Origin of the sequence: Massilia agilis, from assembly GCF_024756255.1 — a bacterium.
Taxonomy (GTDB): domain Bacteria; phylum Pseudomonadota; class Gammaproteobacteria; order Burkholderiales; family Burkholderiaceae_D; genus Telluria; species Telluria agilis.
The window spans coordinates 21,330-43,195 of record NZ_JANUHB010000006.1; the positions used below are offsets into that span (position 1 = coordinate 21,330).

At 67.4% G+C, this 21,866-nt stretch carries 20 protein-coding genes and 1 tRNA gene; 4 read left to right on the top strand and 17 right to left on the bottom strand.

Annotation, left to right across the window (positions count from 1 at the left end):
- Positions 1-75: 75 nt before the first annotated feature.
- Genes NX774_RS20310 through NX774_RS20325 form a run of 4 tightly spaced genes read right to left on the bottom strand, consistent with a single transcriptional unit; the run spans position 76 to position 2,924 of the window.
- The gene (locus NX774_RS20310; RefSeq protein WP_258824104.1) at positions 76-708 is read right to left on the bottom strand and encodes a BON domain-containing protein; all 633 of its coding nucleotides are present in this window, start codon (positions 706-708) and stop codon (positions 76-78) included.
- The gene (locus NX774_RS20315; protein WP_258824105.1) at positions 705-1,298 is read right to left on the bottom strand and encodes a phosphoheptose isomerase; all 594 of its coding nucleotides are present in this window, start codon (positions 1,296-1,298) and stop codon (positions 705-707) included. The genes NX774_RS20310 and NX774_RS20315 overlap by 4 nt, the downstream gene beginning before the upstream one ends.
- 57 nt (positions 1,299-1,355) lie before the next feature.
- The gene (locus tag NX774_RS20320; RefSeq protein WP_258824106.1) at positions 1,356-1,715 is read right to left on the bottom strand and encodes a YraN family protein; all 360 of its coding nucleotides are present in this window, start codon (positions 1,713-1,715) and stop codon (positions 1,356-1,358) included.
- Positions 1,716-1,718: 3 nt separating this feature from the next.
- Complete coding sequence (locus NX774_RS20325; protein WP_258824107.1) at positions 1,719-2,924, bottom strand: penicillin-binding protein activator; 1,206 nt, start codon at positions 2,922-2,924, stop codon at positions 1,719-1,721.
- A 12-nt stretch (positions 2,925-2,936) separates the two neighbouring features.
- Between NX774_RS20325 and rsmI the strand changes: the two genes are divergently transcribed.
- Both rsmI and NX774_RS20335 read left to right on the top strand, forming a co-directional pair.
- Positions 2,937-3,842 carry a 16S rRNA (cytidine(1402)-2'-O)-methyltransferase gene (gene rsmI, locus NX774_RS20330; protein ID WP_258824108.1) on the top strand — a complete coding sequence of 302 codons (906 nt, stop codon included), beginning with the start codon at positions 2,937-2,939 and terminating at the stop codon, positions 3,840-3,842.
- A gap of 90 nt (positions 3,843-3,932) precedes the next feature.
- Positions 3,933-4,009, top strand: a tRNA-Pro gene (locus NX774_RS20335).
- 62 nt (positions 4,010-4,071) lie between these two features.
- Here the strand turns inward: NX774_RS20335 and NX774_RS20340 are convergent.
- The 13 genes from NX774_RS20340 to NX774_RS20400 all read right to left on the bottom strand — a co-directional run bounded on the left by NX774_RS20340 (position 4,072) and on the right by NX774_RS20400 (position 19,901).
- Positions 4,072-5,544 (bottom strand): glycosyltransferase family 39 protein, encoded by a 1,473-nt coding sequence (locus tag NX774_RS20340; protein ID WP_258824109.1) that lies wholly within the window; start codon positions 5,542-5,544, stop codon positions 4,072-4,074.
- Positions 5,545-5,770: 226 nt separating this feature from the next.
- The gene (locus NX774_RS20345) at positions 5,771-6,691 is read right to left on the bottom strand and encodes a hydroxymethylglutaryl-CoA lyase (protein ID WP_258824110.1); all 921 of its coding nucleotides are present in this window, start codon (positions 6,689-6,691) and stop codon (positions 5,771-5,773) included.
- Position 6,692: 1 nt separating this feature from the next.
- Positions 6,693-7,622, bottom strand: a complete 930-nt coding sequence (locus NX774_RS20350; protein WP_258824111.1) for a 2-hydroxyacid dehydrogenase — start codon at positions 7,620-7,622, stop codon at positions 6,693-6,695.
- 11 nt (positions 7,623-7,633) lie between these two features.
- Complete coding sequence (locus tag NX774_RS20355; protein ID WP_258824112.1) at positions 7,634-9,676, bottom strand: acetyl/propionyl/methylcrotonyl-CoA carboxylase subunit alpha; 2,043 nt, start codon at positions 9,674-9,676, stop codon at positions 7,634-7,636.
- Between the two features lie 63 nt (positions 9,677-9,739).
- Positions 9,740-10,771, bottom strand: coding sequence for a biotin synthase BioB (gene bioB, locus NX774_RS20360; RefSeq protein ID WP_258824113.1), 1,032 nt, complete (start codon positions 10,769-10,771; stop codon positions 9,740-9,742).
- Between the two features lie 16 nt (positions 10,772-10,787).
- Complete coding sequence (gene bioD, locus NX774_RS20365; protein ID WP_258824114.1) at positions 10,788-11,603, bottom strand: dethiobiotin synthase; 816 nt, start codon at positions 11,601-11,603, stop codon at positions 10,788-10,790.
- Position 11,604: 1 nt separating this feature from the next.
- Positions 11,605-12,786: an 8-amino-7-oxononanoate synthase gene (gene bioF, locus NX774_RS20370; RefSeq protein WP_258824115.1), complete on the bottom strand. Its 1,182-nt coding sequence runs from the start codon at positions 12,784-12,786 to the stop codon at positions 11,605-11,607.
- A gap of 3 nt (positions 12,787-12,789) precedes the next feature.
- Complete coding sequence (gene bioA, locus NX774_RS20375; RefSeq protein WP_370660465.1) at positions 12,790-14,130, bottom strand: adenosylmethionine--8-amino-7-oxononanoate transaminase; 1,341 nt, start codon at positions 14,128-14,130, stop codon at positions 12,790-12,792.
- A gap of 15 nt (positions 14,131-14,145) precedes the next feature.
- Entirely contained in the window at positions 14,146-14,931 is a 786-nt protein-coding gene (locus NX774_RS20380; protein ID WP_258824117.1) for an enoyl-CoA hydratase/isomerase family protein, read from the bottom strand.
- Between the two features lie 12 nt (positions 14,932-14,943).
- Entirely contained in the window at positions 14,944-16,551 is a 1,608-nt protein-coding gene (locus tag NX774_RS20385) for a carboxyl transferase domain-containing protein (RefSeq protein ID WP_258824118.1), read from the bottom strand.
- Positions 16,552-16,560: 9 nt separating this feature from the next.
- Positions 16,561-17,013 (bottom strand): YchJ family protein, encoded by a 453-nt coding sequence (locus NX774_RS20390; RefSeq protein WP_258824119.1) that lies wholly within the window; start codon positions 17,011-17,013, stop codon positions 16,561-16,563.
- A gap of 176 nt (positions 17,014-17,189) precedes the next feature.
- Positions 17,190-18,449, bottom strand: coding sequence for a D-amino acid dehydrogenase (locus NX774_RS20395; protein ID WP_258824120.1), 1,260 nt, complete (start codon positions 18,447-18,449; stop codon positions 17,190-17,192).
- Positions 18,450-18,542: 93 nt separating this feature from the next.
- On the bottom strand, positions 18,543-19,901 hold the full coding sequence (locus NX774_RS20400) for a serine hydrolase domain-containing protein (protein WP_258824121.1): 1,359 nt from the start codon (positions 19,899-19,901) through the stop codon (positions 18,543-18,545).
- A 239-nt stretch (positions 19,902-20,140) separates the two neighbouring features.
- Between NX774_RS20400 and NX774_RS20405 the strand changes: the two genes are divergently transcribed.
- Together NX774_RS20405 and murQ are read left to right on the top strand one after the other, a co-directional pair.
- The gene (locus NX774_RS20405; RefSeq protein WP_258824122.1) at positions 20,141-20,875 is read left to right on the top strand and encodes a GntR family transcriptional regulator; all 735 of its coding nucleotides are present in this window, start codon (positions 20,141-20,143) and stop codon (positions 20,873-20,875) included.
- Positions 20,876-20,966: 91 nt separating this feature from the next.
- Positions 20,967-21,848 (top strand): N-acetylmuramic acid 6-phosphate etherase, encoded by an 882-nt coding sequence (gene murQ, locus NX774_RS20410; RefSeq protein WP_258824123.1) that lies wholly within the window; start codon positions 20,967-20,969, stop codon positions 21,846-21,848.
- The last annotated feature ends 18 nt before the right edge of the window (positions 21,849-21,866 follow it).

The window sequence follows — 21,866 nt, forward strand, 5'->3', positions numbered from 1 at the left end:
TGAGTGCAAAAAAATTGGGCAACGTGCCGATTATAGCCTCGTTGCCCATTGGCGGCATTGATGCGGTTGCTTAAATTACGAGGCAGCCTGGCCGTTCTGCGCCTGCATGGCCTTCAGGTCTTCTTCGCTGATGTATTCGAAGATCTTGACCACGCGTTGTACGCCGGACACACCCTGCGCCACCTCGGCCGCGATGTTGCCTTCGCGCGGGGTGACGATGCCCATCAGGTACACGTTGCCGCGTTCCGTCACGACCTTGAACGACACGGCCGAGACGGTCTTCTTGTCGACCAGGCTGGCCTTGACCTTGGTGGTGATCAGGGTGTCGTTCGAGCGCGAGGTGTAGCTCGACGCGCCGGCCACTTCCAGCTCGTTGGTCACGGACACGACGTTGTCGATGGCGCGCACTTCGCGCTCGGCGGCGGCCTTCATCGCCTCGTCCTTCACCTCGCCGGTGAGCAGCACCTTGCGGTTGTAGCTGGTCACGTTGACATGGCCGGCGTCGCCCACGATCTTGGCCACGCGCACTTCGCCCTTGACGGCAATGGCCTTGTCCTCGGTTTGCGCGCCCAGCGTGCGGCGGTCGGCGGTGGCCACCGCGCCCATCACGGCGCTGCCGACCATCATTTCGACGCAGCCGGACAGCGAGGCCGCCAGCGCGGCGCACAGCACGGCTTTCGAGAGCACGTTCGACAGTCGGGTATTCATTCCTCATCTCCTCCAAAAAGGGCGACATCGATGCCGTCGCAAATGCAGTGGATCGTGACCAGGTGGACCTCCTGGATGCGCGCCGTGCGGGTGTGCGGCACGTTGATGTGCACGTCGGCATCGGTCAGCATCTTGGCCAGCTGGCCGCCGTCCTTGCCGGTCAGCGCGACGATGCGCATTTCGCGCTCGAGCGCACTTTCCACCGCGGCCAGCACGTTGGCCGAATTGCCCGAAGTGGAAATAGCCAAGAGGATATCGCCGGCCTGGCCGAACGCCTGCACCTGTTTGGCGAACACATCCTTATAGCTGTAATCATTGCCGACCGCCGTCAGGATCGATGTGTCGGTGGTCAAAGCCAGTGCCGGCAGCGGGAAGCGCTCGCGCTCGAAACGGCCGACCAGCTCGGCGGCAAAGTGCTGGCAGTCGGCCGCCGAGCCGCCGTTGCCGCATGCGAGGATCTTGTTGCCGTTGGACAGGGCCGCGAACATCAGTTCGACCGCCTGCGAAATCGGTTGGGACAGGACCGCGGCCGACTTCAGTTTGAGGTCGGCGCTTTCCTGGAAATGTGCAAGGATGCGTTGGGTATTCATGGCCTGAGATTATAGTGCAGTGGAAAGGTGAAGGCAGGCAATGCCGGTAAAAATTGCTTACACTTCAATGGCGTTGCGCATCCAGTCGAGCTGGCCGGCGTCGATCGCGACCACGTCGAAACGGCAGGGCGGCGTGCGGGGAAAGCGCAACAGGTAGAGCTCGGCGGCGCGCACCAGGCGGCGCACCTTGGCCGGGGTGATGCTGGCCGCCGCGCCGCCGTGGGCACGCGCGGCGCGCTGGCGCACCTCGACGAACACCAGGGTGGCGCCGTCGCGCATCACCAGGTCGATCTCGCCGGCCTTGCAGCGGAAGTTGGCCTCGACCAGTCGCAGGCCGTGGCGCTCCAGGTGCGCCTGCGCCACCTGTTCCCAGCGCTGGCCCTGCTCCTGTTTCTTTGACAAGCCCGGCAGGCGCATCCCTCAGGGCCCCGCGGCTTCGAACTTGCCGTCGCGGACCACCACGGCCGCTTCAACGCGCCGGAACGCGGGGTTGCCGGACAGGCTGGCGGCCAGCTTGCCGGTCACGCCGTCGAGCTCGACGGGCGCGTTGGGTGCGCGCGCGATCGCCTGCGCGACCCGGTAGGCATCGATGCCCAGCGCGTACAGCCGGTCCATGTCGAGCGTGTGGCCGGACTCCAGCCAGCGCGGATAGACCATCACCGCCTGGTGCGCGGGCTCGACCTCCCACGGCAGGTCGAGCAGGCGCACGCCGTTCAGCTCGGCCATCGGCTCGCTCGTGTCGCGCCCCGGGTTGGCGGGCGAGGCGGCATAGCAGGCGACGGCGGTGCCGAGCACGGCGCGCACCTGGCGTAGCTGGCCGGCGTCGAGCGCGGCAAAGATGAGTTCCGGTGGGTCGATTTCCATCTGGGTGCGCACGAGGTCGATCGCGTCGCGGTCCACGTTGCCGTCAGTAGCGGGCAGTTCGGCCAGGTGGCTGTTCCTGCCCAGCTCGCTCCAGCGCCGCTCGAAGCCCTGCGCCATGCGCTGCTGCCAGGCCTGGTCGCCGGCCAGCACCAGCGCACGCCCTGCCGGGTGCTCGCGCGCGGCCCAGTCGGCCACCTGGCGGGCCTCGTCCTCGGTCGACAGGCCGATCACCAGCATGTTGGGCGGCAGCGCCACGCCGGGGTCGGGGTGGTTCAGGGCGATGGTGGGGCGCGCGAGCGTGCCGCTTGCGGCGAGCGCATTGACGGCGGGCCGCGCCAGGGGACCGGCCACGAGGTCGTGGCTGGCGGCGGCAAGGCGGTAGGCGCCCAGCACCTGCGCCACGTCGTCGCCGGTGCCGACCACGTCCACCTCGACCCCGGCGCGGTCGTGCTGCCAGGCCGCCAGGAAGCCGTCGCGAACGGCCGTGGCCGGCAGCGCAAGGGTTGGCGACTGCAAGGGCACCAGCAGGGCGATGCGCAGCGGGCCGGCCACGGGCGCGGGCGGCGCAGGCGCTTCTTCCTGGGCGGCGCCGGGGCGCGCGAACGCGCTTGGCGGCGGCTGGACTGGCAGTTTTGCCAACGTGCTTGTGTTTGGCTCCGCGGGCGCGCACAATCGGCCCGGCGCGCCGCATGGCGCCGCGCAGCCGGCCAGCAGCGCCAGCGCGAGCGCGGCCAGCAGGCCTTCGAGACGAGTAATTTGCATCGCAACCCCGACATGAGTGAATCCCAGCCCAGCCAGATCGCCCAACTTCCCGTGATCCACGAGGCAGCCCAGCAGTCCTATCCTACTGCGACGTTGTACGTGGTGGCCACACCGATCGGCAATGTGACCGACATCACGCTGCGCGCGCTGCACCTGCTGGCGCTGGCCGACGTGGTCGCGTGCGAGGATACACGCAAGACCGGCGCGCTCCTTGCGCGGTTCGGCATGAACAAGCACATGCTGGCGGCGCACCAGCACAACGAGCGCGAGGTGGCCGCGAAACTCATCGCGCGCCTGGTTGCCGGCGAGCGCGTGGCGCTGGTGTCGGATGCCGGCACGCCGGCCGTGTCCGACCCGGGCGCGCGCATCGTGGACGCGGTGCGCGCCGCCGGATTGCGCGTGGTGCCCTTGCCCGGCCCGTCCGCGGCGGTGACGGCGCTGTCGGCTGCGGGGCTGGTGAACGACCGGTTCTACTTCGTCGGCTTCTTGCCGGCCAAGGCCAAGCAGCGCGAGGCGGAACTGGCGGAACTGGCACGGGTGCCGGCCACGCTGGTGTTCTACGAAGCGCCGCACCGCATCGACGAATGCGTGCAGGCGCTGGCCGCCGCGTTCGAGCCAACCCGGCAGGTGGTGTTCGCGCGCGAGCTGACCAAGCTGTTCGAGGAAATCCACCGCTGCCCGCTGGGCGAAGCGATGGCGTGGATCAAGTCGGACGCCAACCGCGAGCGCGGCGAGTTCGTGGTGCTGGTCGAGGGCGCGCCGCAAGCGTCCGATGCCGCCGAGGCCGACGCCGAGCGCATCCTGCAGATCCTGCTGTCCGAATGCAGCGTCAAGCAGGCGGCCAGCCTGGCAGCGCAAATCACCGGGCTGAAGAAAAACGCGCTGTACGAGCGGGCCTTGCGCATGAAGGGCGAATGAGCACGGCGGGCCTGTGGTTGATGTTTTGCCCACTCGCGGTTTTGCGCGCTCCTTGACCGGCAGGACCCCAGCCGTTATGATGCCCCTCCTCGGAGTGTAGCGCAGCCCGGTAGCGCATCTGGTTTGGGACCAGAGGGTCCAAGGTTCGAATCCTTGTACTCCGACCAGTTTTACAGGAAAGCCGACGTCTTGCGCGTCGGCTTTTTTGCTTTCTGGCGCCCGCGCGACCCTACCGGGATGGCGGCGCCGCCTGCACCCAGGCATAGTCGAACACCGTCGTTTCGCGCGGGTGCAGCACCGACTGCTCTGCAAGATGGCCGCGTTCGGCCACGGTAAAGTTGGGGCAGGCCGGCAGCGGCACACGAGGCCGGTCGTCAAAGCCGTCTCCGGACAGCAGCAGGATGCGGCCCTGCTGTGCGCACGCCTGCCCCAGCAGGACCACCGGCTTGTCGGGGAACTGCAAGCGGATGTTCCCGCCCACAAACCGATCCTGTACCGCGAACACGTCCACATCCGGAAAACGGTGCGCAAGCTCGCGCGCCAGCTGGTCATAGGGCTGCTGGATGCGCGGGTGCCGGCCAAGCCCTGCCTGCAGCTGCGGCCGGAACGCGAGCGCGCTGACCAGCACCACGGCGAACACCCCCAGCGTCACGAGTATCCTGCGGTACACCCGGTCGCTCGCCGGAGGGAAGAACACGAAGAAGCCGAGCGGTACCGAAAACAGCAGGGGCTGCAGCCACCGGCTTTGTATGTGGATCAGTTCGCCGGTGAGCACGAGCGCGGCCACCGTGCCAAGGCCGGCTGCATACAGCCAGAAGAAAAAGCGCACGTCGGTCGCCTCCCACCGTGGCGTGCCGGGCCGCCGCCCGCGCCACGCGAAGGCGAGCGGCACCCACAGCGGCGTGCCGAACGACAGCAAGCTCATGAAGAAGTGGCGCAGCCCAAGCAGCACGTTCTTGCCGTAGGTTGTGGGCGCCCCGCCCTCGCGCATCTTGCGCAATGTTTCGGCGGTGGCGGCGTCGATCTGCTGGAAAAACCACCACGCGTGCGGCAACACGAGCAGCAGGCCGACGGCCGGGGTGATCCACACGTCGCGGGTCCAGACGATGCGGCGGTGCTCGCGCACCAGCAGGCTGGCGCCCGCCAGGCCGATCACGAACAGCAGGAAGTTGTACTTCGACAGCATCCCTAGCCCGAACAGCACGCCCAGCAGCGCGCGCCGCCGCTTGCTCGGCTGCTCGAGCAGCGTGGTGTAGGTCCACAGCGAGGCAGCGCCCACGGCGGTGGCGAGGATGGAATGGGTGCGGTCGATCTGCGCCTCCCAGCCCAGCGTAACGATCATGATCAGCGACGACGACACGACGGCTGCGCCGAGCGTGCCCAGCAGCATGCGCGCCGTACGGTACAGGCTGTAGTACAGCACGAACATGAAGATGTTCTTGGCGATGGCCAGGCCCAAGTGGCTGACCCCCACGGCGTGGAACACCAGCGCTTGCAGCCAGGTATAGAGCGGGGGCTGGTTCTCGTAGCCGAGCCGGAATTGCTGGGCGTAGAAAATCTGCTCGGCCTCGTCCATCTCCACCGCGCCGCCTTGCAGCACGCGAATCAGGATTTGAAGGAGGAAATAGACGCCGAGAACGACCACGAACGTCTGCCGGGTCTGTTCCTTGCTGCCGGTAATGCGTTCAGCAATCGCGGTCACGGTGTCCTCACTAGGCTGCCGAGACGCTAGCCTAGCGAGGGGAGGTGTGGTGCTATTGAATGCGGATCAAACGAGCGCCACGCGGCACCTCCACGTCGTCCCCGCGGAGGCGGGGACCCATGCTGCGTTTGCAAAGCAGCTGCACCAAACATGCCACGATGCAAACTGTCTATGGGTCCCCGCCTGCGCGGGGACGACGTGGTTTTGGGTTGTGGGCGGTGCGCGCCTAGCCGGCGCGTTTTGCCGCAATCGCGTTGCCCGCCCGGCTTACCGCCTTGCGCCCGAGGTGCTGCGAAATGAACTGCCCGGCATCGACCACCTGGTCCAGGTCCACGCCGGTTTCGATTCCCAGCCCGTGCATCATGTACAGCACGTCCTCGCTGGCCACGTTGCCGGTTGCGCCCTTGGCGTAAGGGCAGCCGCCCAGGCCCGCCACCGACGAGTGGAAGATCGCCACGCCCACTTCCATGCTGGCGTAGATGTTGGCCAGCGCCTGGCCGTAGGTATCGTGGAAGTGGCCGGACAGCCGCTCAAGCGGGAATTCCTGCGCCGCGCGCAGCATCACCGCCTGCGTCTTGCGTGGGGTGGATACGCCGATCGTGTCCGCGATGTCGATTTCGTCGCAGCCCAGGTCGCGCATGCGCGCCACCACGTCGGCCACCGCGTCGAGCGACACTTCGCCCTGGTACGGGCAGCCGAACGCCGTGCTGATACTGGCGCGCACGCGCAGCCCGTTGGCCTTGGCGGCCTTGGCCACCGGCTCGAAACGCGCGATCGACTCGGCGATCGAGCAGTTGATGTTCTTCTGTGAGAACGCCTCCGACGCGGCGCCGAAGATCACCACTTCGCCCGCGCCGGCGGCCAGCGCCGCCTCGAAGCCCTGCATGTTGGGCGTGAGCGCCGAATAGATGGTGCCCGGACGGCGCGCAATGCCGGCCATGACCTCGCTGCTGGTGGCCATCTGCGGCACCCACTTGGGCGAGACGAAGGACGCCGCCTCGATGTTGGCAAAGCCGGCGCGCGACAGTCGGTCCACCAGTTCGATCTTCACTGGCGCGCTCACGTTTTCCTTCTCGTTCTGCAGGCCGTCGCGCGGCCCCACTTCGACGATCTTGACGTTGCGCGGCAGGTTCGGTTGGCTGTTCATCTCAATATCCCCGGTTGCGGTCGACCACGTCGTCGACAGGTTGGCCCTGTTCGAGGGCGTCGATTTTTGCTGCGATCTGGCGCACCGCTTCGGGCCGCAGCGTGAGCGCCGAAATGTGCGGCGTGATGCTGATGCGCGGCTCCTGCCAGAACGGATGCCCGGCTGGCAGCGGCTCGCCCTCGAACACGTCGAGCGTGGCGCCGGCGATGTGGCCGGACCGGACAAGCGCAAGCAGGTCGTGCTCGGCCACGATGGCGCCGCGCGACACGTTGATGAGGTACGCGCCCTGCGGCAGCAGCGACAGGCGCTGCCGGTCCAGCAGGCGCGCCGTGTCGGCCGTGAGCGGCAGCATGCACACCAGCACGCGCGCGCCGCGCAGGAAGTCGTCAAGCTGCTGTGCGCCCGCAAAGCACTCAACGCCGTCCAGCTGCTTGTGGCTGCGGCTCCAGGCACGCACGGGAAAGCCGAAATGGCGCAGCGTGTCGATCACGGGCAGCGCAAGCTTGCCCACGCCCATGACGCCGACCGTGAATTCGCGCTTGTCGAAGGCCGGCAGCGGCTTCCATTCAGCGCGGCTTGCGATCTGTTCGTATTCGTCGAAGCGGCGGAAATAGCGCAGCACCGCGTGCGCCACGTACTCGGCCATCTGCATGCCCATGCCGGCGTCGCCCAGCCGGATGATCGGCACATCGGGCAGCGCGCCGCCAAAGCGCAGCAGCGCGTCCACCCCGGCGCCCATCAGGAAGATCGCCTTCACGTGCGCCAGCTGTTCCAGCAGCGCCGGCGTGGGCGCCCACAGCACCGCGTAATCGCAGGGCGCATGCGGCTCGCCTTCGCGCCACACGACCGTTTCGGCCTGCGGCATCACGGCCGCGAACTCATCCACCCACGGCTGGGTCACGCCGTCGGCGCGGAACAGCAGGATGCGCATCCCCGGTCCCTTCAGGCAGCGGCTTTGAAAGCCAGCAGCGGCGCGCCGTCTGCGACCTGGTCGCCAACCTGGTAGAGCACTTCTTCGACCACGCCATCGGACGGCGCCGAAATCGTATGCTCCATTTTCATCGCTTCCATGATGACCAGCGGCTGGCCCTTCTTCACGTCGGCGCCGGCCTCCGTCATCACCGCGACCACCTTGCCCGGCATCGGCGCGGTCAGGCGGCCGCCGCCGGTTTCGTGTTCGCCAGCGTGCGCCATCGGGTCGTTGTAGCCCAGCGTGTAGTGGCGCCCGCCGGTGAAGACGTGGAAGACGTCGCCGTCGCGCCGCACGCTGCCGTGGCAGGCGGTGTCGCCAAGACGGATCGACAGCTCGGCCCCCTCACGCGCCACCAGTTCGAGCCTGGACGATACGCCCGCCATCTCGATGTCCCAGCCGTGTGCGCGGTAGGTCAGCTTCACGCTGTACGCCTTTGCCTCGGTCCCGGCCGCGTAATCGTCGGTGAACGAGAGCTGGCGCTGGTAGGCGCCGTTCATGCGCCAGCCCAGCGCCTGGCCCCACGGGTCGGCCGGGTTGGCGGCCACGCTCGCGGACTTGTCCTTTTCCGATTCCACCAGCGACAGCGCGGCCAGCGCCAGCGCGGCGGCCGGGGCAGCCTTCGCCTGCGGGAACAGCGCCTCGCCATTACGCTCGATCAGGCCGGTATCGAGATCCGCGCCCGAGAACGCGTCGCTTTCGATCAGGCGCTTGAGGAAGGCGATGTTGGTCGCCAGCCCCACGATCTGGAACTCGGACAGCGCCTGGGACATGCGCGCCAGCGCCTGCGTGCGGTCCGCGCCCCAGACGATCAGCTTGGCGATCATCGGGTCGTAGAACGGCGAGATGGCGTCGCCCTCGCGCACGCCCGAGTCGATGCGCACGGCCGCTGGCAGGCCCGGCGTGCCGCCCAGCTCGAACTCGACGGCAGCGGGCGTGCCCATGTGGCGCAGCGTGCCGATCGACGGCAGGAAGCCCTTTTCCGGGTTCTCGGCATACACGCGCGCCTCGATCGCATGGCCGTTGATGGAAAGCTCGCCTTGCTGCTTCGGCAGCGGCTGGCCGGCGGCCACGCGGATCTGCCATTCCACGAGATCGGTCCCGGTGATCATTTCGGTCACGGGATGCTCCACCTGCAGGCGGGTGTTCATCTCCATGAAGTAGAAGCTGCCGTCCTGGTTGGCGATGAACTCCACCGTGCCGGCGCCGACGTAGCCGACGGCGCGCGCGGCTGCAACGGCGGCCTCGCCCATCGCCATGCGGCGCTCGAGCGTCATGCCCGGCGCCGGCGCTTCTTCCAGCACCTTCTGGTGGCGGCGCTGCACCGAGCAGTCGCGCTCGTGCAGGTACACGCAGTTGCCCTGGCTGTCCGCGAACACCTGGATTTCGATGTGGCGCGGGCGGGTCAGGTATTTTTCGACCAGCACCTTGTCGTCGCCGAAGGAGCTGATCGCCTCGCGCTTGCACGAAGCCAGCGCGGCGGCGAAATCCTCGGAACGCTCGACCACGCGCATGCCCTTGCCGCCGCCGCCGGCGCTGGCCTTGAGCAGCACCGGGTAGCCGATGCGGTCGGCCTGGCGCTGCAGGAAGGCGGCGTCCTGCTCGTCGCCGTGGTAGCCCGGCACCAGCGGCACGTTGGCGCCTTCCATCAGCTGCTTGGCGGCGGACTTGGAGCCCATTGCGCGCATCGACTTGGCCGGCGGACCGATGAAGGCCAGGCCTGCGGCCGCCACGGCGTCGGCGAATTCCGCGTTCTCGGACAAGAAACCGTAACCCGGGTGGATCGCCTGCGCACCGGTGGCCTTGGCCGCGGCGATGATCTTGTCGCCGCACAGGTAGCTTTCCTTGGCGGCGGCCGGCCCGATCAGCACCGCCTCATCGCAAACGGCAACGTGTTTCGCGCCTGCGTCGGCCTCCGAATAGACGGCGACGGTGCGGATACCCATGCGGCGCGCGGTGGCGGCGACACGGCAGGCGATTTCGCCACGGTTTGCGATGAGGATTTTTGTGAACATGGTCGTCTCGTTATTTATTGTTAGGTTTGGTACGGCGGGCGGAAATCCGCCCACCGAACGGGATCAGCAGCCGCAGCTCTCCTTCTGCACCGAGTCGAGCGTGGCGGCGCGCGTGGGCAGGCCCAGCTTGGCCAGCAGCGCGCGGTCGTCGTTCGCTTCCGGGTTGTCGGTGGTGAGCAGCTTGTCGCCGTAGAAGATCGAGTTGGCGCCGGCCATGAAGCACATGGCCTGCACCGCCTCGCCCAGCTCGCGGCGGCCGGCCGACAGGCGCACGCGCGCTTGCGGCATGGTGATGCGCGCCACCGCAATGGTGCGCACGAATTCCAGCGGGTCCAGCGGCGGCAGGCCGTGCAGCGGCGTGCCTTCCACCTGCACCAGGTGGTTGATCGGCACCGATTCCGGGTACGGGTTCAGGTTGGCCAGCTGCGAGATCAGGCCGGCACGCTGCTCGCGCGTTTCGCCCATGCCCACGATGCCGCCGCAGCAGATCTTCAGGCCCGCCTGGCGCACGCGGCCCAGCGTATCCAGGCGGTCCTGGTACTGGCGGGTCGAGATGACGTCGCCGTAGAAGTCGGGCGAAGTGTCGATGTTGTGGTTGTAGTAGTCCAGGCCCGCATTCTTGAGCTGCTCGGCCTGGCCTTCTTCCAGCATGCCCAGCGTGGCGCAGGTTTCCAGGCCCAGCGCCTTCACTTCGCGCACCATCGCCTCGACCTTTTCCATGTCGCGCTCTTTGGGGCTGCGCCATGCCGCGCCCATGCAAAAGCGCGTGGCGCCGTTGGCCTTGGCCTGGCGTGCCGCGTCGAGCACGGTGTCCAGCTCCAGGATCTTCTTCGCTTCCACGCCGGTGTCATAGCGCGCGGCCTGCGGGCAGTAGCCGCAGTCTTCTTCGCAGCCGCCGGTCTTGATCGACAGGAGCGTGGCCAGTTCCACGTCGCCCTCGGGGAAGTTGGCGCGGTGGACCGTCTGCGCGCGGTACATCAGTTCCGGCAGCGGCAGCTCGAACAGCGCGAGCACCTCGGGCACTGGCCAGGGCGCGTTTTCCGGCTGCTTGATGGTGACCGGGCGGTGCAGGGATACGGCTTGGGTTTGGGACATCTTGATTCCTTTGGTCTTACCTGGACCCGGCAGGCGGCCAGCCCGGCACGCCCGACAGGTTGATGAATTCGGCAGCGGCTGCGGCCGACGGGTGAGGCAGGCGTGGCACGCGGCCCAGCAGCGGGGCCGGGATGCGCTGCGCCATCGCCTCGATATTCTCGTCAATGAAGCGCATGGCCGGGTCCACTTCGTTGGCGACCCAGCCGGCCAGCACCAGGCCGCGCTTGATGATGGCTTCGGCGGTGAGCAGCGCGTGGCTGATGCAGCCAAGGCGCAGGCCGACCACCAGGATCACCGGCAGGTTGAACTGCACCGCCAGGTCGGCGGTGTCGAAGCTGTCGGTGAGCGGCACGCGAAAGCCGCCCACGCCCTCGACCACGGTGGCGTCGGACGCGGCCAGGATCTCGGCGTAGGCGGTGAGGATCGTCACCGGGTCGATCGTCTTGTCTTCGAGCGCGGCGGCCACGTGCGGGGCGGCCGGTTCGCGCAGCATGAACGGCGTGGTGATGTGCTGCGGCAGGTGCACGTTGCCGGCGGCCGCGAGCAGGTCCGCGTCCTCGTTGTGGAGCACGCCTTCACGCATCACTGCGCCAGCCGCGATCGGCTTCATGCCACAGGCACGCTGGCCAGCCTGCACCAGCTTGTGCAAAATCGCGGCAGACACCAGCGTCTTGCCGATCTCGGTATCGGTGCCGGTGACAAAGCAGGCAAAGCGCGAGGGCACGCCCTCGGCGGCGAGCGCCTCGGGAATGGGTTCGCTCTGCGGCTCCGTGGCCGTGGGCACCACGGTGACGGGTGCGGTGACGGGTTCTTGCGGGTCGTTGAAGCTCATGTCACGTCCTTTCCAGGTCGTTCAGCGCGGCGGTCAGCTGCGCGACTTCTTCGTGCGTGTGCGCGGCCGACAGCGTTACGCGCAGGCGTGCGGTACCGGGCGCCACCGTCGGCGGGCGGATCCCCGGCACCCAGATGCCGCGGGCATGCAGGTCGCTCGCGGCCTGCAGCGCTTCGTCATTGCTGCCGATGATGACCGGCTGGATGGCGGTGTGCGACACCGGCCGCCGCCAGCGCGTGAGCTTGAGTTCGGCATCGAGCTGCGCGATCAGCGAGGCCAGGTGGGCGCGCAGCGCCTTGCCCTCGTCGCCGGCAATGATATCAAGACTGGTCAGCAGCGCGTGCGCCAGCGCCGGCGGCGCGGCGGTGCTGTAGATGTAGGGCCGGGCGCGCTGCACCATCAGCTCGACCACGCTGTGGTGGGCGGCGATGAAGGCGCCAGACACGCCGGCCGCCTTGCTCAGCGTGCCCACGTACACCAGGTTGGGCGAGGACAGGCCGAAGTGCTCGAGCGCCCCGCTGCCGTTCTCGCCCAGCACGCCAAAGCCGTGGGCGTCGTCCACCACCAGCCAGGCGCCGTGGCGCTCGCACAGGGCCAGCAGTTCCGGCAGCGGCGCCATGTCGCCGTCCATGCTGAACACGCTGTCGGTGACGACGATTTTCGTGGCCGCCGTGCTGGCTCCGAGCTGGGTGGCCAGCGCGGCCACGTCCCCGTGCGGGAACACCGACACGCCGGCCCGGGCCAGCCGGGCGCCGTCGATCAGCGAGGCGTGGTTGAGTTCTTCCGAGAAGATCATTGCGCCGGCATCCATGCCCAGCGTGGTCAGTACCGCCACGTTGGCCATGTAGCCGGTCGAGAAGTACAGCGCCTGCGGCGATTGCAGCCACGGCGAGAGCATCTGTGCCAGGCGCTCTTCGAGCAGGCAGTGTGCGCGGCTGTGGCCGCTGATCAGGTGCGAGGCGCCGCTGCCCACGCCGTACAGTTGCGCGCCTTCGCGCAGGGCCTCCACGACGCGCGGGTGCGCGGCCAGGCCAAGGTAGTCGTTGCTGCAAAATGCCAGCATGGGCCGGCCGTCCACCACCTGCAGCGGCGCGCAGCGCGTGTCGGCAACGCGGCGGCGGCGCGTCAGGCTTTGCGCGGAAAGCTGCGCCAGCTTGTTCTCAACGCTTGCGATCAGGTCCATCGGTCAGCCTGCGATCACTGCGTCGAACACGCGCGCGGTGCGCTCGCCGAGGAGTGCGATCTCCTCGTCGTCCAGCACGTACGGCGGCATCAGGTACACGGTGCGCCCGATCGGGCGCAGCAGCAGCTCGTTTTCGGCCGCCACTGTGAAGAAGCGGCGCGCGAAGGACGCGGCCCGCTGCGCATCCGGCTCGATCGCGTCGAACGCGAAGATCATGCCGCGCTGGCGGAAGTGGCGCGTGCGCTCGTGCTCGGCCAGCGGCGCCAGCGCCGCCACCAGCTTGGTCGCGCGCTCGCGGTTGCGTCGTAAAACATCGTCCTCGCGGAAGATCTGCAGCGTGGCCAGCGCCGCGCGGCAGGCCAGCGGGTTGCCGGTGTACGAATGCGAATGCAAAAAGCCGCGCCGGATGTCGTCGCTGTAGAAGGCTTCGTACACGCGGTCGGTGGTAAGCACCAGCGACAGCGGCAGGTAGCCGCCGCTGATGCCCTTGGACAGGCACATGAAGTCGGGCCAGATGCCGGCCTGCTCGCAGGCGAAAAAGGTGCCGGTGCGCCCGCAGCCGACCGCGATTTCGTCGGCGATCAGGTGCACGTGGTAGCGGTCGCACAACTGGCGGATCATCTCCAGGTACACGCGGTCGTACATCGCCATGCCCGAGGCGCCCTGCACCAGCGGCTCGACGATCATCGCGGCGATCTTGTCACCGCGCTCCTCGAACAGGCGCTCCACGTCTTCGGCGGCGCGGCGCGCGATGTCCTGCGACGACTCGCCCTCCATCGCGTTGCGCATGTCGGGCGAGGCCACCACGTGCGCCGCGCGCACCATGGGGCCGTAGGCCTCCTTGAACAGCGGGACGTCGGTCACCGCGAGCGCGCCCACGGTCTCGCCGTGGTAGCTGCCCTGCAGGCACACGAATTCGCCCTTGTTGGGGTAGCCGGCGTTGCGCCAGTAGTGAAAGCTCATCTTGAGCGCGATCTCGACCGCCGATGCGCCGTCGGATGCGTAGAAGGCGTGGCCGAGCGCGTGCCCGGTCAGCGCCGACAGTTGTTCGGACAGCTCGACCACCGGCTCGTGCGTGAAGCCGGCCAGCATGGCATGTTCCAGCTTGTCGAGCTGGTCCTTCAGCGCGGCATTGATGCGCGGGTTGGCGTGGCCAAACAGGTTGACCCACCACGAGCTGATGCCGTCGAGGTAGCGGCGGCCCTCATGGTCGTACAGCCAGGCGCCCTTGCCGTGGCTGACCGCGATCAGCGGCACCTCTTCGTGGTGCTGCATCTGGGTGCAGGGGTGCCAGACGCTTGCCAGGCTCCGTGCAATCCAGCTTGATGAATCTTGCTTCAAAATCGAATCCAATACGCTTCATGTAAGCCACGAGGGCTTGCGTTTTTCAAGGAACGAGGCGACGCCTTCGCGTCCCTCGCCAGATGCCCGGATCGCGGCGATGCGCTCGGCCGTGTCGGCCAGCATGGCATCGTCGATCGGCATGCCGGACACTTCGCGCACGAGCCGCTTGGCCTCGCGCACGGCGTTGGGGCTGTTGGTGACCAGCGCCTTGGCGATGGCGGCGACGGCCACGTCCAGCTGTTCCGGCACCACCACCTCGTGCGCCATACCCATGTGCTTTGCCTCGAGCGCGGAAAAGCGCTCGGCGGTCAGGAAGTAGCGGCGCGCGGCCTGCTCGCCCATTGCCTTGATCACGTAGGGCGAGATCGTCGCCGGGATCAGGCCGAGCTTCACTTCGGACAGGCAGAAGTTTACGCCTTCGGCCGCCGCCACGATGTCACAGGCTGCCACCAGGCCCATGCCGCCGGCGTAGCAGTCGCCCTGCACCTTTGCGATGACGGGCTTGGGGCAGTAGTAGATCGTGCGCAGCATGCTGGCAAGGCGCATGGCGTCGGCCTGGTTCTCGGCGTCCGAGTAGCCGGCCATTTTCTTCATCCAGTTCAGGTCGGCCCCGGCGCAGAAGGCCGGGCCGTTCGCCGCCAGCACGATCGCGCGCACGGCATCGTCGTGGCCCAGTTCGTCGAACGCGAGCGTCAGTTCCGCGATCGAGGTCTCGTTGAAGGCGTTGCGCACGTCCGGGCGGTTCAGGGTGACGGTGGCCACCTTGTCGGTGACAGTAACAAGCAGGGTCTGGTAGTCCATGGCAGCGCCCCCTTACATGCGGAAGACACCGAACTTGGTGTCCGTGATTTCGGAGTTCAGCGCGGCCGAGATGCCAAGACCCAGCACCATGCGCGTGTCGGCCGGGTCGATCACGCCGTCGTCCCACAGGCGCGCGGTGGCGTAGTACGGGTGGCCCTGGTGCTCGTACTGCTCCTTGATCGGCTGCTTGAACGCGGCCTCTTCCTCGGCACTCCAGCTGCCGCCTTTACCCTCGATGCCGTCGCGCTTGACGGTGGCCAGCACCGACGCGGCCTGGTCGCCGCCCATGACCGAGATGCGCGCGTTCGGCCACATCCACAAGAAACGCGGCGAGAAAGCGCGCCCGCACATGCCGTAGTTGCCCGCGCCAAAAGAGCCGCCGATGATGACCGTGAACTTGGGCACCGAGGCCGTGGCCACCGCCGTCACCATCTTGGCGCCGTTGCGGGCGATGCCCTCGTTCTCGTACTTGCGGCCGACCATGAAGCCGGTGATGTTCTGCAAAAAGACCAGCGGGATCTTGCGCTGGCAGCACAGCTCGATGAAGTGCGTGCCCTTGAGCGCCGACTCCGAGAACAGGATGCCGTTGTTGGCGATGATGCCGACCTTGTGGCCGAAGATGTGGGCAAAGCCGCACACCAGCGTGGTGCCGTAGCGCGCCTTGAACTCGTCGAACTCGCTGCCGTCCACCACGCGCGCGATCACCTCGCGCACGTCGAAGGGCTTGCGGGTATCGACGGGAATGACGCCGTACAGCTCTTGCGGCGCGTACTTAGGCTCACTCGACTCGCGCACGGCGCCCTGCACGGGCTTGACGCGGTTCAGGTTCGACACGATGGTGCGTGCCAGCGACAGCGCGTGCAGGTCGTCCTGCGCCAGGTGGTCGGCCACGCCGGACAGGCGGGTGTGCACGTCGCCGCCGCCCAGGTCTTCGCTCGATACCACCTCGCCGGTGGCGGCCTTTACCAGCGGCGGGCCGCCCAGGAAGATGGTGCCCTGCTCCTTGACGATGATCGACTCGTCGCTCATCGCCGGCACGTAGGCGCCACCGGCGGTGCACGAACCCATCACCACGGCGATCTGCGGGATGCCCTTGGCCGACAGATTGGCCTGGTTGTAGAAGATGCGGCCGAAGTGGTCGCGGTCTGGGAAGACGTCGTCCTGGTTGGGCAGGTTGGCGCCGCCCGAATCGACCAGGTAGATGCAGGGCAGGTTGTTCTGCTCCGCGATCTCCTGCGCGCGCAGGTGTTTTTTGACCGTCATCGGGTAGTAGGTGCCGCCCTTGACGGTGGCGTCGTTACAGACGATCACGCACTCCTGCCCGGCCACGCGGCCAATGCCGGTGATGATGCCGGCGGCAGGTGCCGCATTGTCATACATCTCGAACGCCGCCAGCTGCGAGAATTCGAGGAACGGAGTGCCGGGATCGAGCAGCATCTGCACGCGGTCGCGCGGCAGCAGCTTGCCACGCGCGACGTGCTTGGCGCAGGCCGCCTCGCCGCCGCCCTTGGCCACTTGCGCGACTTTGGCGCGCAGGTCGTCCACCAGGGCCTGCATCGCTTGCGCGTTGGCCTTGAAGTCGTCGCTGCGCGGGTTGAGTTTGCTCTCGATGTGGGGCATTGCCGTCCTCTACTTGTTGTTCTCGTTCGGGAAACTGCCGTCCAGATAGAACCAGCGGGGCACGCCATCGGCGCCGCTCTCGCGCACGAAGCGGCTGAGCTCGTGCAGGCGATGGGCGCGGCCGCCAATCTTGAAGCGGGCGACGAATTCGACGGTATCGCTGTCTGGTTGTTCCGGCAAATCTGCTTTACGTTGACGTAAACGTAAAGCAGATTTTACCTCAAGTCCCAGCCACTGGATTTTTTCGTTTTCATCGATCACAGGCTCCTGCGGGCGGGTGCTCGGGTGCCAGGTTGCCTGTACGTATGCCTCATTTTTGAGCACGTAGGCCGTGTAGCGCGAACGCATCAGGGCTTCGGCGGTAGGCGGGACGGCGTCGCCCGCAAGGAACGGCCCGCAGCAGGCGGCGAGCGCGGGGCCGCCGCAGGGGCAAGGGGCGGCCGGCTTGGCTTTGGTGGACATGGCGGCAATTATCCGCGATTTTGGGCGGCCGGGTCCCGTGAACTGCTTGCGTGTGTGTAAATACGTAGGGTGGCAGCTCGTTCGGCTGGCCACTGGCCAGCTTCACCCCACGCGTTCAACCAACGCGGACTGGATGTGAACGCGTGGGCAGGGGACCTGCCCACCCTACGGATGCGTCAGCGGCGCAGCGTCAGCCCATCCAGCGCAAACGGCGGCGCCTTGCCCTGCATGAGGTCGGCCAGCACGGCGGCGCTGCCGCAGGCGAAGGTGAAGCCCAGCGGGCCGTGGCCCACGTTCAGCCACAGGTTGCTGTAGCGGGTCGGCCCCAGGATCGGCGCGCTGTTGGGCGTGGCGGGACGCAGCCCGGCCCAGGCTTCGATCCGGGTGTAGTCCGCCGCGCGTGGCATGGTTTCCTTCACCTGGCGCGTCAGGCTCGCGATGCGTTTCGGGTTGAGCGAGGCATCCTCGCCCACCATGTCCACCATGGCGGCCACGCGCAGCTTGTCGCCGATGCGCGCGTACAGCACCTTGCGTTCGAAGTCGGTCACGCTGATTTCCGGCGCCACGTCGTCCTGGCGGATCGGCGCGGTCAGGCTGTAGCCCTTGAGCGGGTACATCGGCAGGGAAATGCCGGCGGTGGCGGCCAGCGTGCGGCTCTGGATGCCGGCAGCCAGCACGAAGGCGTCGGCCGACAGCTTGCCGGCGGTCGTGTCCAGCCAGCTCACCTTGCCGCCTTCGGTCACGAAGCCGGTCGCTTCGCCATGCACGAAGCCGCGGAAGTTCGGGTGTTCGGCCAGTCGCTGCACCAGCGCCTCGCAGAACGCGTGGCAGTCGGCCACGGCTTCGCCGCTGTTGTAGATGCCGCCAGCCAGCTTGTCGGCCACGGCGGCCAGCGCCGGTTCGTTGGCCGCGCATTCGACAGCGCTCCACACCTGGCGGGTCGGCGACGAGTCGGGCTTGGCGGTGGCGGCTGCAAACGACTTGGCGCTGCGGTACACGACCAGCTTGCCCGACTCGCGCCACTGGAAGGCTTCGTGCGGGATGGTCAGCTCGAGCTGCTGCATGGCCTGCTTGGACAGCTCGCCCAGCTGCAGCAGCTTGTTGGTGGTGCGCTGGTTGACGTCGGCGCGGCAGTTGGCGAGGAAGCTCGCCAGCCAGCGCCACTGGCGCAGGTCGAATTCGGGCTTGAAGCGCAGCGGCCCGGTTTCCTGGAACAGCCACTTGAATGCCTTGAGCGGCACACCTTCGTCGGCCAGCGGCGAGACATAACGGTAGCTCAGCTGCCCGCCGTTGGCGTAGCTGGCGCCGGTCGCCATGTCCGGCGCGCGTTCCAGCAAGGTGACACCAAATCCGGCCTGCAGCAGCCACCAGGCCGAGGCCAGGCCGACAACACCACCGCCAATTACGATTACTTGACCACTGTTATTCTTCGTCATAACTCAACAGCTTAGGGGCTGCCAACCCGTCCCGGCTAATGAATGTAGCGCGGGCGGGCATAACCGCCCCTCATGCTTCTTAAACAGCCAACATTATTTCTCAGGCACGAGGATCGCGCGGCGGTACATGCTGGTCAAAATCTGCTCCTGGAAGCGCGCCAGCGACGAGTATTTACCCTTGTACGCGAGCGGATCGGTCGATGTGCCGCCGACCAGCGCGACCATGCCGTTCTTGTTCTTCAGGTCGGCCACGAACACGGACATGAGCCCGTAGGCGTCGCCCAGGTGGCCGACCGCGGCAAAACCGCCGCCTTCCACCAGCCGGGTGTTGGTGGCGGGGTCGTCCGGGAACTGCTCGTTGCCCAAGCCCCAGGCGTTGAACAGCCCGTCCAGCGAGTCGCCGTTGCCGCCCTTGCCGTCGTAGGTCCACTGGCGCGAGAACATCTGGTCCAGGCTCGATTGTTTCAATATCCGCGTGCCGTTGTGCACGCCGCCGTTCATCAGCATCAGCATCACGGTGCCCATGTCGTGCGCCGAGATGCGCATGCCGCCGGTCGGGCTGAACGGGGTGGCGTTGGCGCCGATCACGTAGTTGTCAATACCGGCGGGCTCGCTCGGCGCGCGCGTGGCGTAGTCGTCCACTTGCGGCACCCACGGGCCGGCCGGGTTCCATTGCGCGTTGTCGTCGGTGGCGCGCTTGCGGTACAGGGTGGCCAGCCGGGACACCGCGCCGTTCGGCAGCTCGGCCGGGTTGTAGCCGGCGGACAGGCCCAGCGGCTGGATCAGCAGGCGCTGCATCAGCCGGTCGAAACGCTCGCCGGTCACGCGTTCCATGATGGTGCCGGTGATGCCCCAGCCGAGGTTGCAGTAAGTGAAATAGTCGCCCGGCCCCGCATTGCTGGCCCACATGCCGCCCTTGCCGTAAAGACGGGCACCGGGCACCAGCACGTCCTTGAGCGCGGTGTCCGCGCCCCACGAGTAGCCCACGTCGTCGCGCAGCGAGGAGCGGTGCGACAGCAGGTGGCGCAGCGTGATCGCGCGGTCCGGGAAGTTGGGATTGCGCAGCGTGAAGCCGAGGTAGTCGGACACGTCGCGGTCCAGATCGACCTTGCCTTCCTCCACCAGGCGCATCAGGCCCAGCGTGGTCATCATCTTGGAGATGGATGCAATGCGAAACAGCGTGTCGCGTTGCACCGGCTTGTCCGGCGCCGCGCCGTTGCCGTAGAAACGCTGGCCGAACTGCTGCTCGTACACTACCTTGCCATTACGGATCGCCAGCACCGACAGGCTCGCCAGCTCGCAGGCCGGGTCCCGTGCGATGGCCGCCAGCTCGGCGTCGAGCGCGTCGTGGCGCTTGGCGGGCGCGGCCTTGCCGCCCTTGCCCAGCGCCATCACGGGACTGATTGTGCCCAGCAGTGCCAGGCCGAGCAGGGTGCGCTTGCGATGGTCCATGTGTCTTCTCCGGTAGTTTTTTGTGTGGCCGCAACGGCTTGTGCTGCGCCGAGCATACGGCGGTGCTGCCGGGCTTGCCAATGAATAGCCGTTCGCGCAGCATAACCTTTCTGAATGCAAACAAATGGTTTGATATAACATCGCCTCATGCATGACCAAGTTTTTTTCATGCCGGCTGCGTGAAGTGCGCGCTTGTCGGGACAGTAAACTTGGTGCAGCGGGGCAATCGCGGGGCAGCAATGAACACAGGATTCCAGATCGATCTGAACGACAATTCGCCGCTGTATATGCAGGTCGCGCGCAAGCTGATCAAGGACGTGCGCGACGGCCTGTACCAGGTCGACCAGGCGCTGCCTTCCGAGCGCACCTTGTCGGAGCAGCTCGACGTCTCGCGCGTGACCGCGCGCAAGGCGATCGACCAGCTGGTCGAACAGGGCCTGGTGGTGCGCCGCCGCGGCTCGGGTAATTACATTGCGCCGCGCATCGAGCAGCCGCTGTCGAACCTGTCCAGTTTTTCCGAGCAGCTGGCCCAGCGCGGCTACCAGCCCAGCTCGCAATGGCTGCGGCGCGAAGTGGTGCTGGCCGACCCCGACGAGCAGCTTGCGCTCGGCCTGTCGCCCAACACCCGCGTGGCGCGGCTGGAACGCTTGCGCCTGGCCGACGAGGTGCCGATGGCCTACGAAGTGAGCGTGATCCCCGCCACCATCCTGCCGCGCCCCGAGGGCGTGGTCGGCTCGCTGTATGCACACCTGGACAAGACCGGCCACATGCCGGTGCGCGCGCTGCAGCACATCCGCGCGCTCAATGCCCCGGCCAAGCTGGCCGGCCAGCTGGAAGTGCCGGAAGGGCAGGCGGTGCTGTTCATCACCCGCGTGGGCTACCTGGAGTCGGGGCAAGCGGTGGAGCTGACCCATTCGTACTGCCGCAGCGACCACTACGACTTCGTGGCCGAGATGCGGCGCCCGCCAGCATAACTTTTCGGAATGATGACGGCCGATCCTTTCATGGGAGTACGTTGTCAATTGGTATTACACTGGTTTCATCCCCTCGTGCCTTCGTAACACCATGCTCAAAACCGAAACCCCGGCCCACGACCACGCCTTGCTCGACCAGTATCCGACCGCGGACCTGGTCAAGGTGCTGGTGGATGACCAGCTCAACGCCGTCAACGCCGTGCGCGCGGCTGCGCCGCGCATCGCCGCCGCCGTCACCGCCGCGCTGCCGCGGGTGGAAGCGGGCGGGCGCCTGATCTATGTCGGCGCCGGCACCTCGGGCCGCCTGGGCGTGCTCGACAGCGTGGAGCTGTACCCGACCTTCTCGTGGCCGCACGGCCGCGCGGTGGCGCTGCTGGCCGGCGGCACCGACGCGATGTTCGTCGCGGTCGAAGGCGCCGAGGACGACATCGTGCAGGGCGCGGCCGACCTGAAATCGGTCAACGTGGGCAAGGATGACGTGGTGCTGCTGATCGCCGCATCGGGCGGCACGCCCTACGTGCTGGGCGCGCTGCGCGCCGCGCGCGAGGCCGGCGCGCTGACGATCGGTTTTGCCAACAACCCGGACGCCCCGGTGGCGGACGAGGCCGAGATCGGCGTCACGCTCGACACCGGGCCGGAAGTGATCTCCGGCAGCACCCGCCTGAAGGCCGGCACCTCGCAAAAGATCGCGCTGAACACCTTTTCCAGCGCGCTGATGGTGCGGCTGAACAAGGTCTATGGCAACCTGATGGTAGACTTGAAGGCTACCAACGCCAAGCTCGTGCGCCGCGCGATCCGCCTGACCTGCTTTGCGACCGGCGCCGACGAGGCCGCCGCGCGCGAAGTGCTGGAACAGTGCGGCTTTCACGTCAAGGTCGCGATCGTGGCCCTGTCCAAAAACACCAGCGTCGAGCAAGCTCGGGCCTTGCTGGACGCGGCGCACGGCAGCGTGCGCCAGGCACTGGCTGCATAAGACGTGAACGGCGCCCCG

Bases quoted from the DNA above. Each gene is read 5' to 3' on its own strand.
- NX774_RS20405 (WP_258824122.1), top strand. From the start codon at position 20,141: ATGAACACAGGATTCCAGATCGATCTGAACGACAATTCGCCGCTGTAT.
- NX774_RS20400 (WP_258824121.1), bottom strand. From the start codon at position 19,901: ATGGACCATCGCAAGCGCACCCTGCTCGGCCTGGCACTGCTGGGCACA.
- NX774_RS20325 (WP_258824107.1), bottom strand. From the start codon at position 2,924: ATGCAAATTACTCGTCTCGAAGGCCTGCTGGCCGCGCTCGCGCTGGCG.
- NX774_RS20395 (WP_258824120.1), bottom strand. From the start codon at position 18,449: ATGACGAAGAATAACAGTGGTCAAGTAATCGTAATTGGCGGTGGTGTT.
- NX774_RS20355 (WP_258824112.1), bottom strand. From the start codon at position 9,676: ATGTTCACAAAAATCCTCATCGCAAACCGTGGCGAAATCGCCTGCCGT.
- murQ (WP_258824123.1), top strand. From the start codon at position 20,967: ATGCTCAAAACCGAAACCCCGGCCCACGACCACGCCTTGCTCGACCAG.
- NX774_RS20345 (WP_258824110.1), bottom strand. From the start codon at position 6,691: ATGAACAGCCAACCGAACCTGCCGCGCAACGTCAAGATCGTCGAAGTG.
- NX774_RS20320 (WP_258824106.1), bottom strand. From the start codon at position 1,715: ATGCGCCTGCCGGGCTTGTCAAAGAAACAGGAGCAGGGCCAGCGCTGG.
- NX774_RS20385 (WP_258824118.1), bottom strand. From the start codon at position 16,551: ATGCCCCACATCGAGAGCAAACTCAACCCGCGCAGCGACGACTTCAAG.
- bioB (WP_258824113.1), bottom strand. From the start codon at position 10,771: ATGTCCCAAACCCAAGCCGTATCCCTGCACCGCCCGGTCACCATCAAG.
- NX774_RS20310 (WP_258824104.1), bottom strand. From the start codon at position 708: ATGAATACCCGACTGTCGAACGTGCTCTCGAAAGCCGTGCTGTGCGCC.
- NX774_RS20390 (WP_258824119.1), bottom strand. From the start codon at position 17,013: ATGTCCACCAAAGCCAAGCCGGCCGCCCCTTGCCCCTGCGGCGGCCCC.
- bioD (WP_258824114.1), bottom strand. From the start codon at position 11,603: ATGAGCTTCAACGACCCGCAAGAACCCGTCACCGCACCCGTCACCGTG.
- NX774_RS20350 (WP_258824111.1), bottom strand. From the start codon at position 7,622: ATGCGCATCCTGCTGTTCCGCGCCGACGGCGTGACCCAGCCGTGGGTG.
- rsmI (WP_258824108.1), top strand. From the start codon at position 2,937: ATGAGTGAATCCCAGCCCAGCCAGATCGCCCAACTTCCCGTGATCCAC.
- NX774_RS20380 (WP_258824117.1), bottom strand. From the start codon at position 14,931: ATGGACTACCAGACCCTGCTTGTTACTGTCACCGACAAGGTGGCCACC.
- bioF (WP_258824115.1), bottom strand. From the start codon at position 12,786: ATGGACCTGATCGCAAGCGTTGAGAACAAGCTGGCGCAGCTTTCCGCG.
- NX774_RS20315 (WP_258824105.1), bottom strand. From the start codon at position 1,298: ATGAATACCCAACGCATCCTTGCACATTTCCAGGAAAGCGCCGACCTC.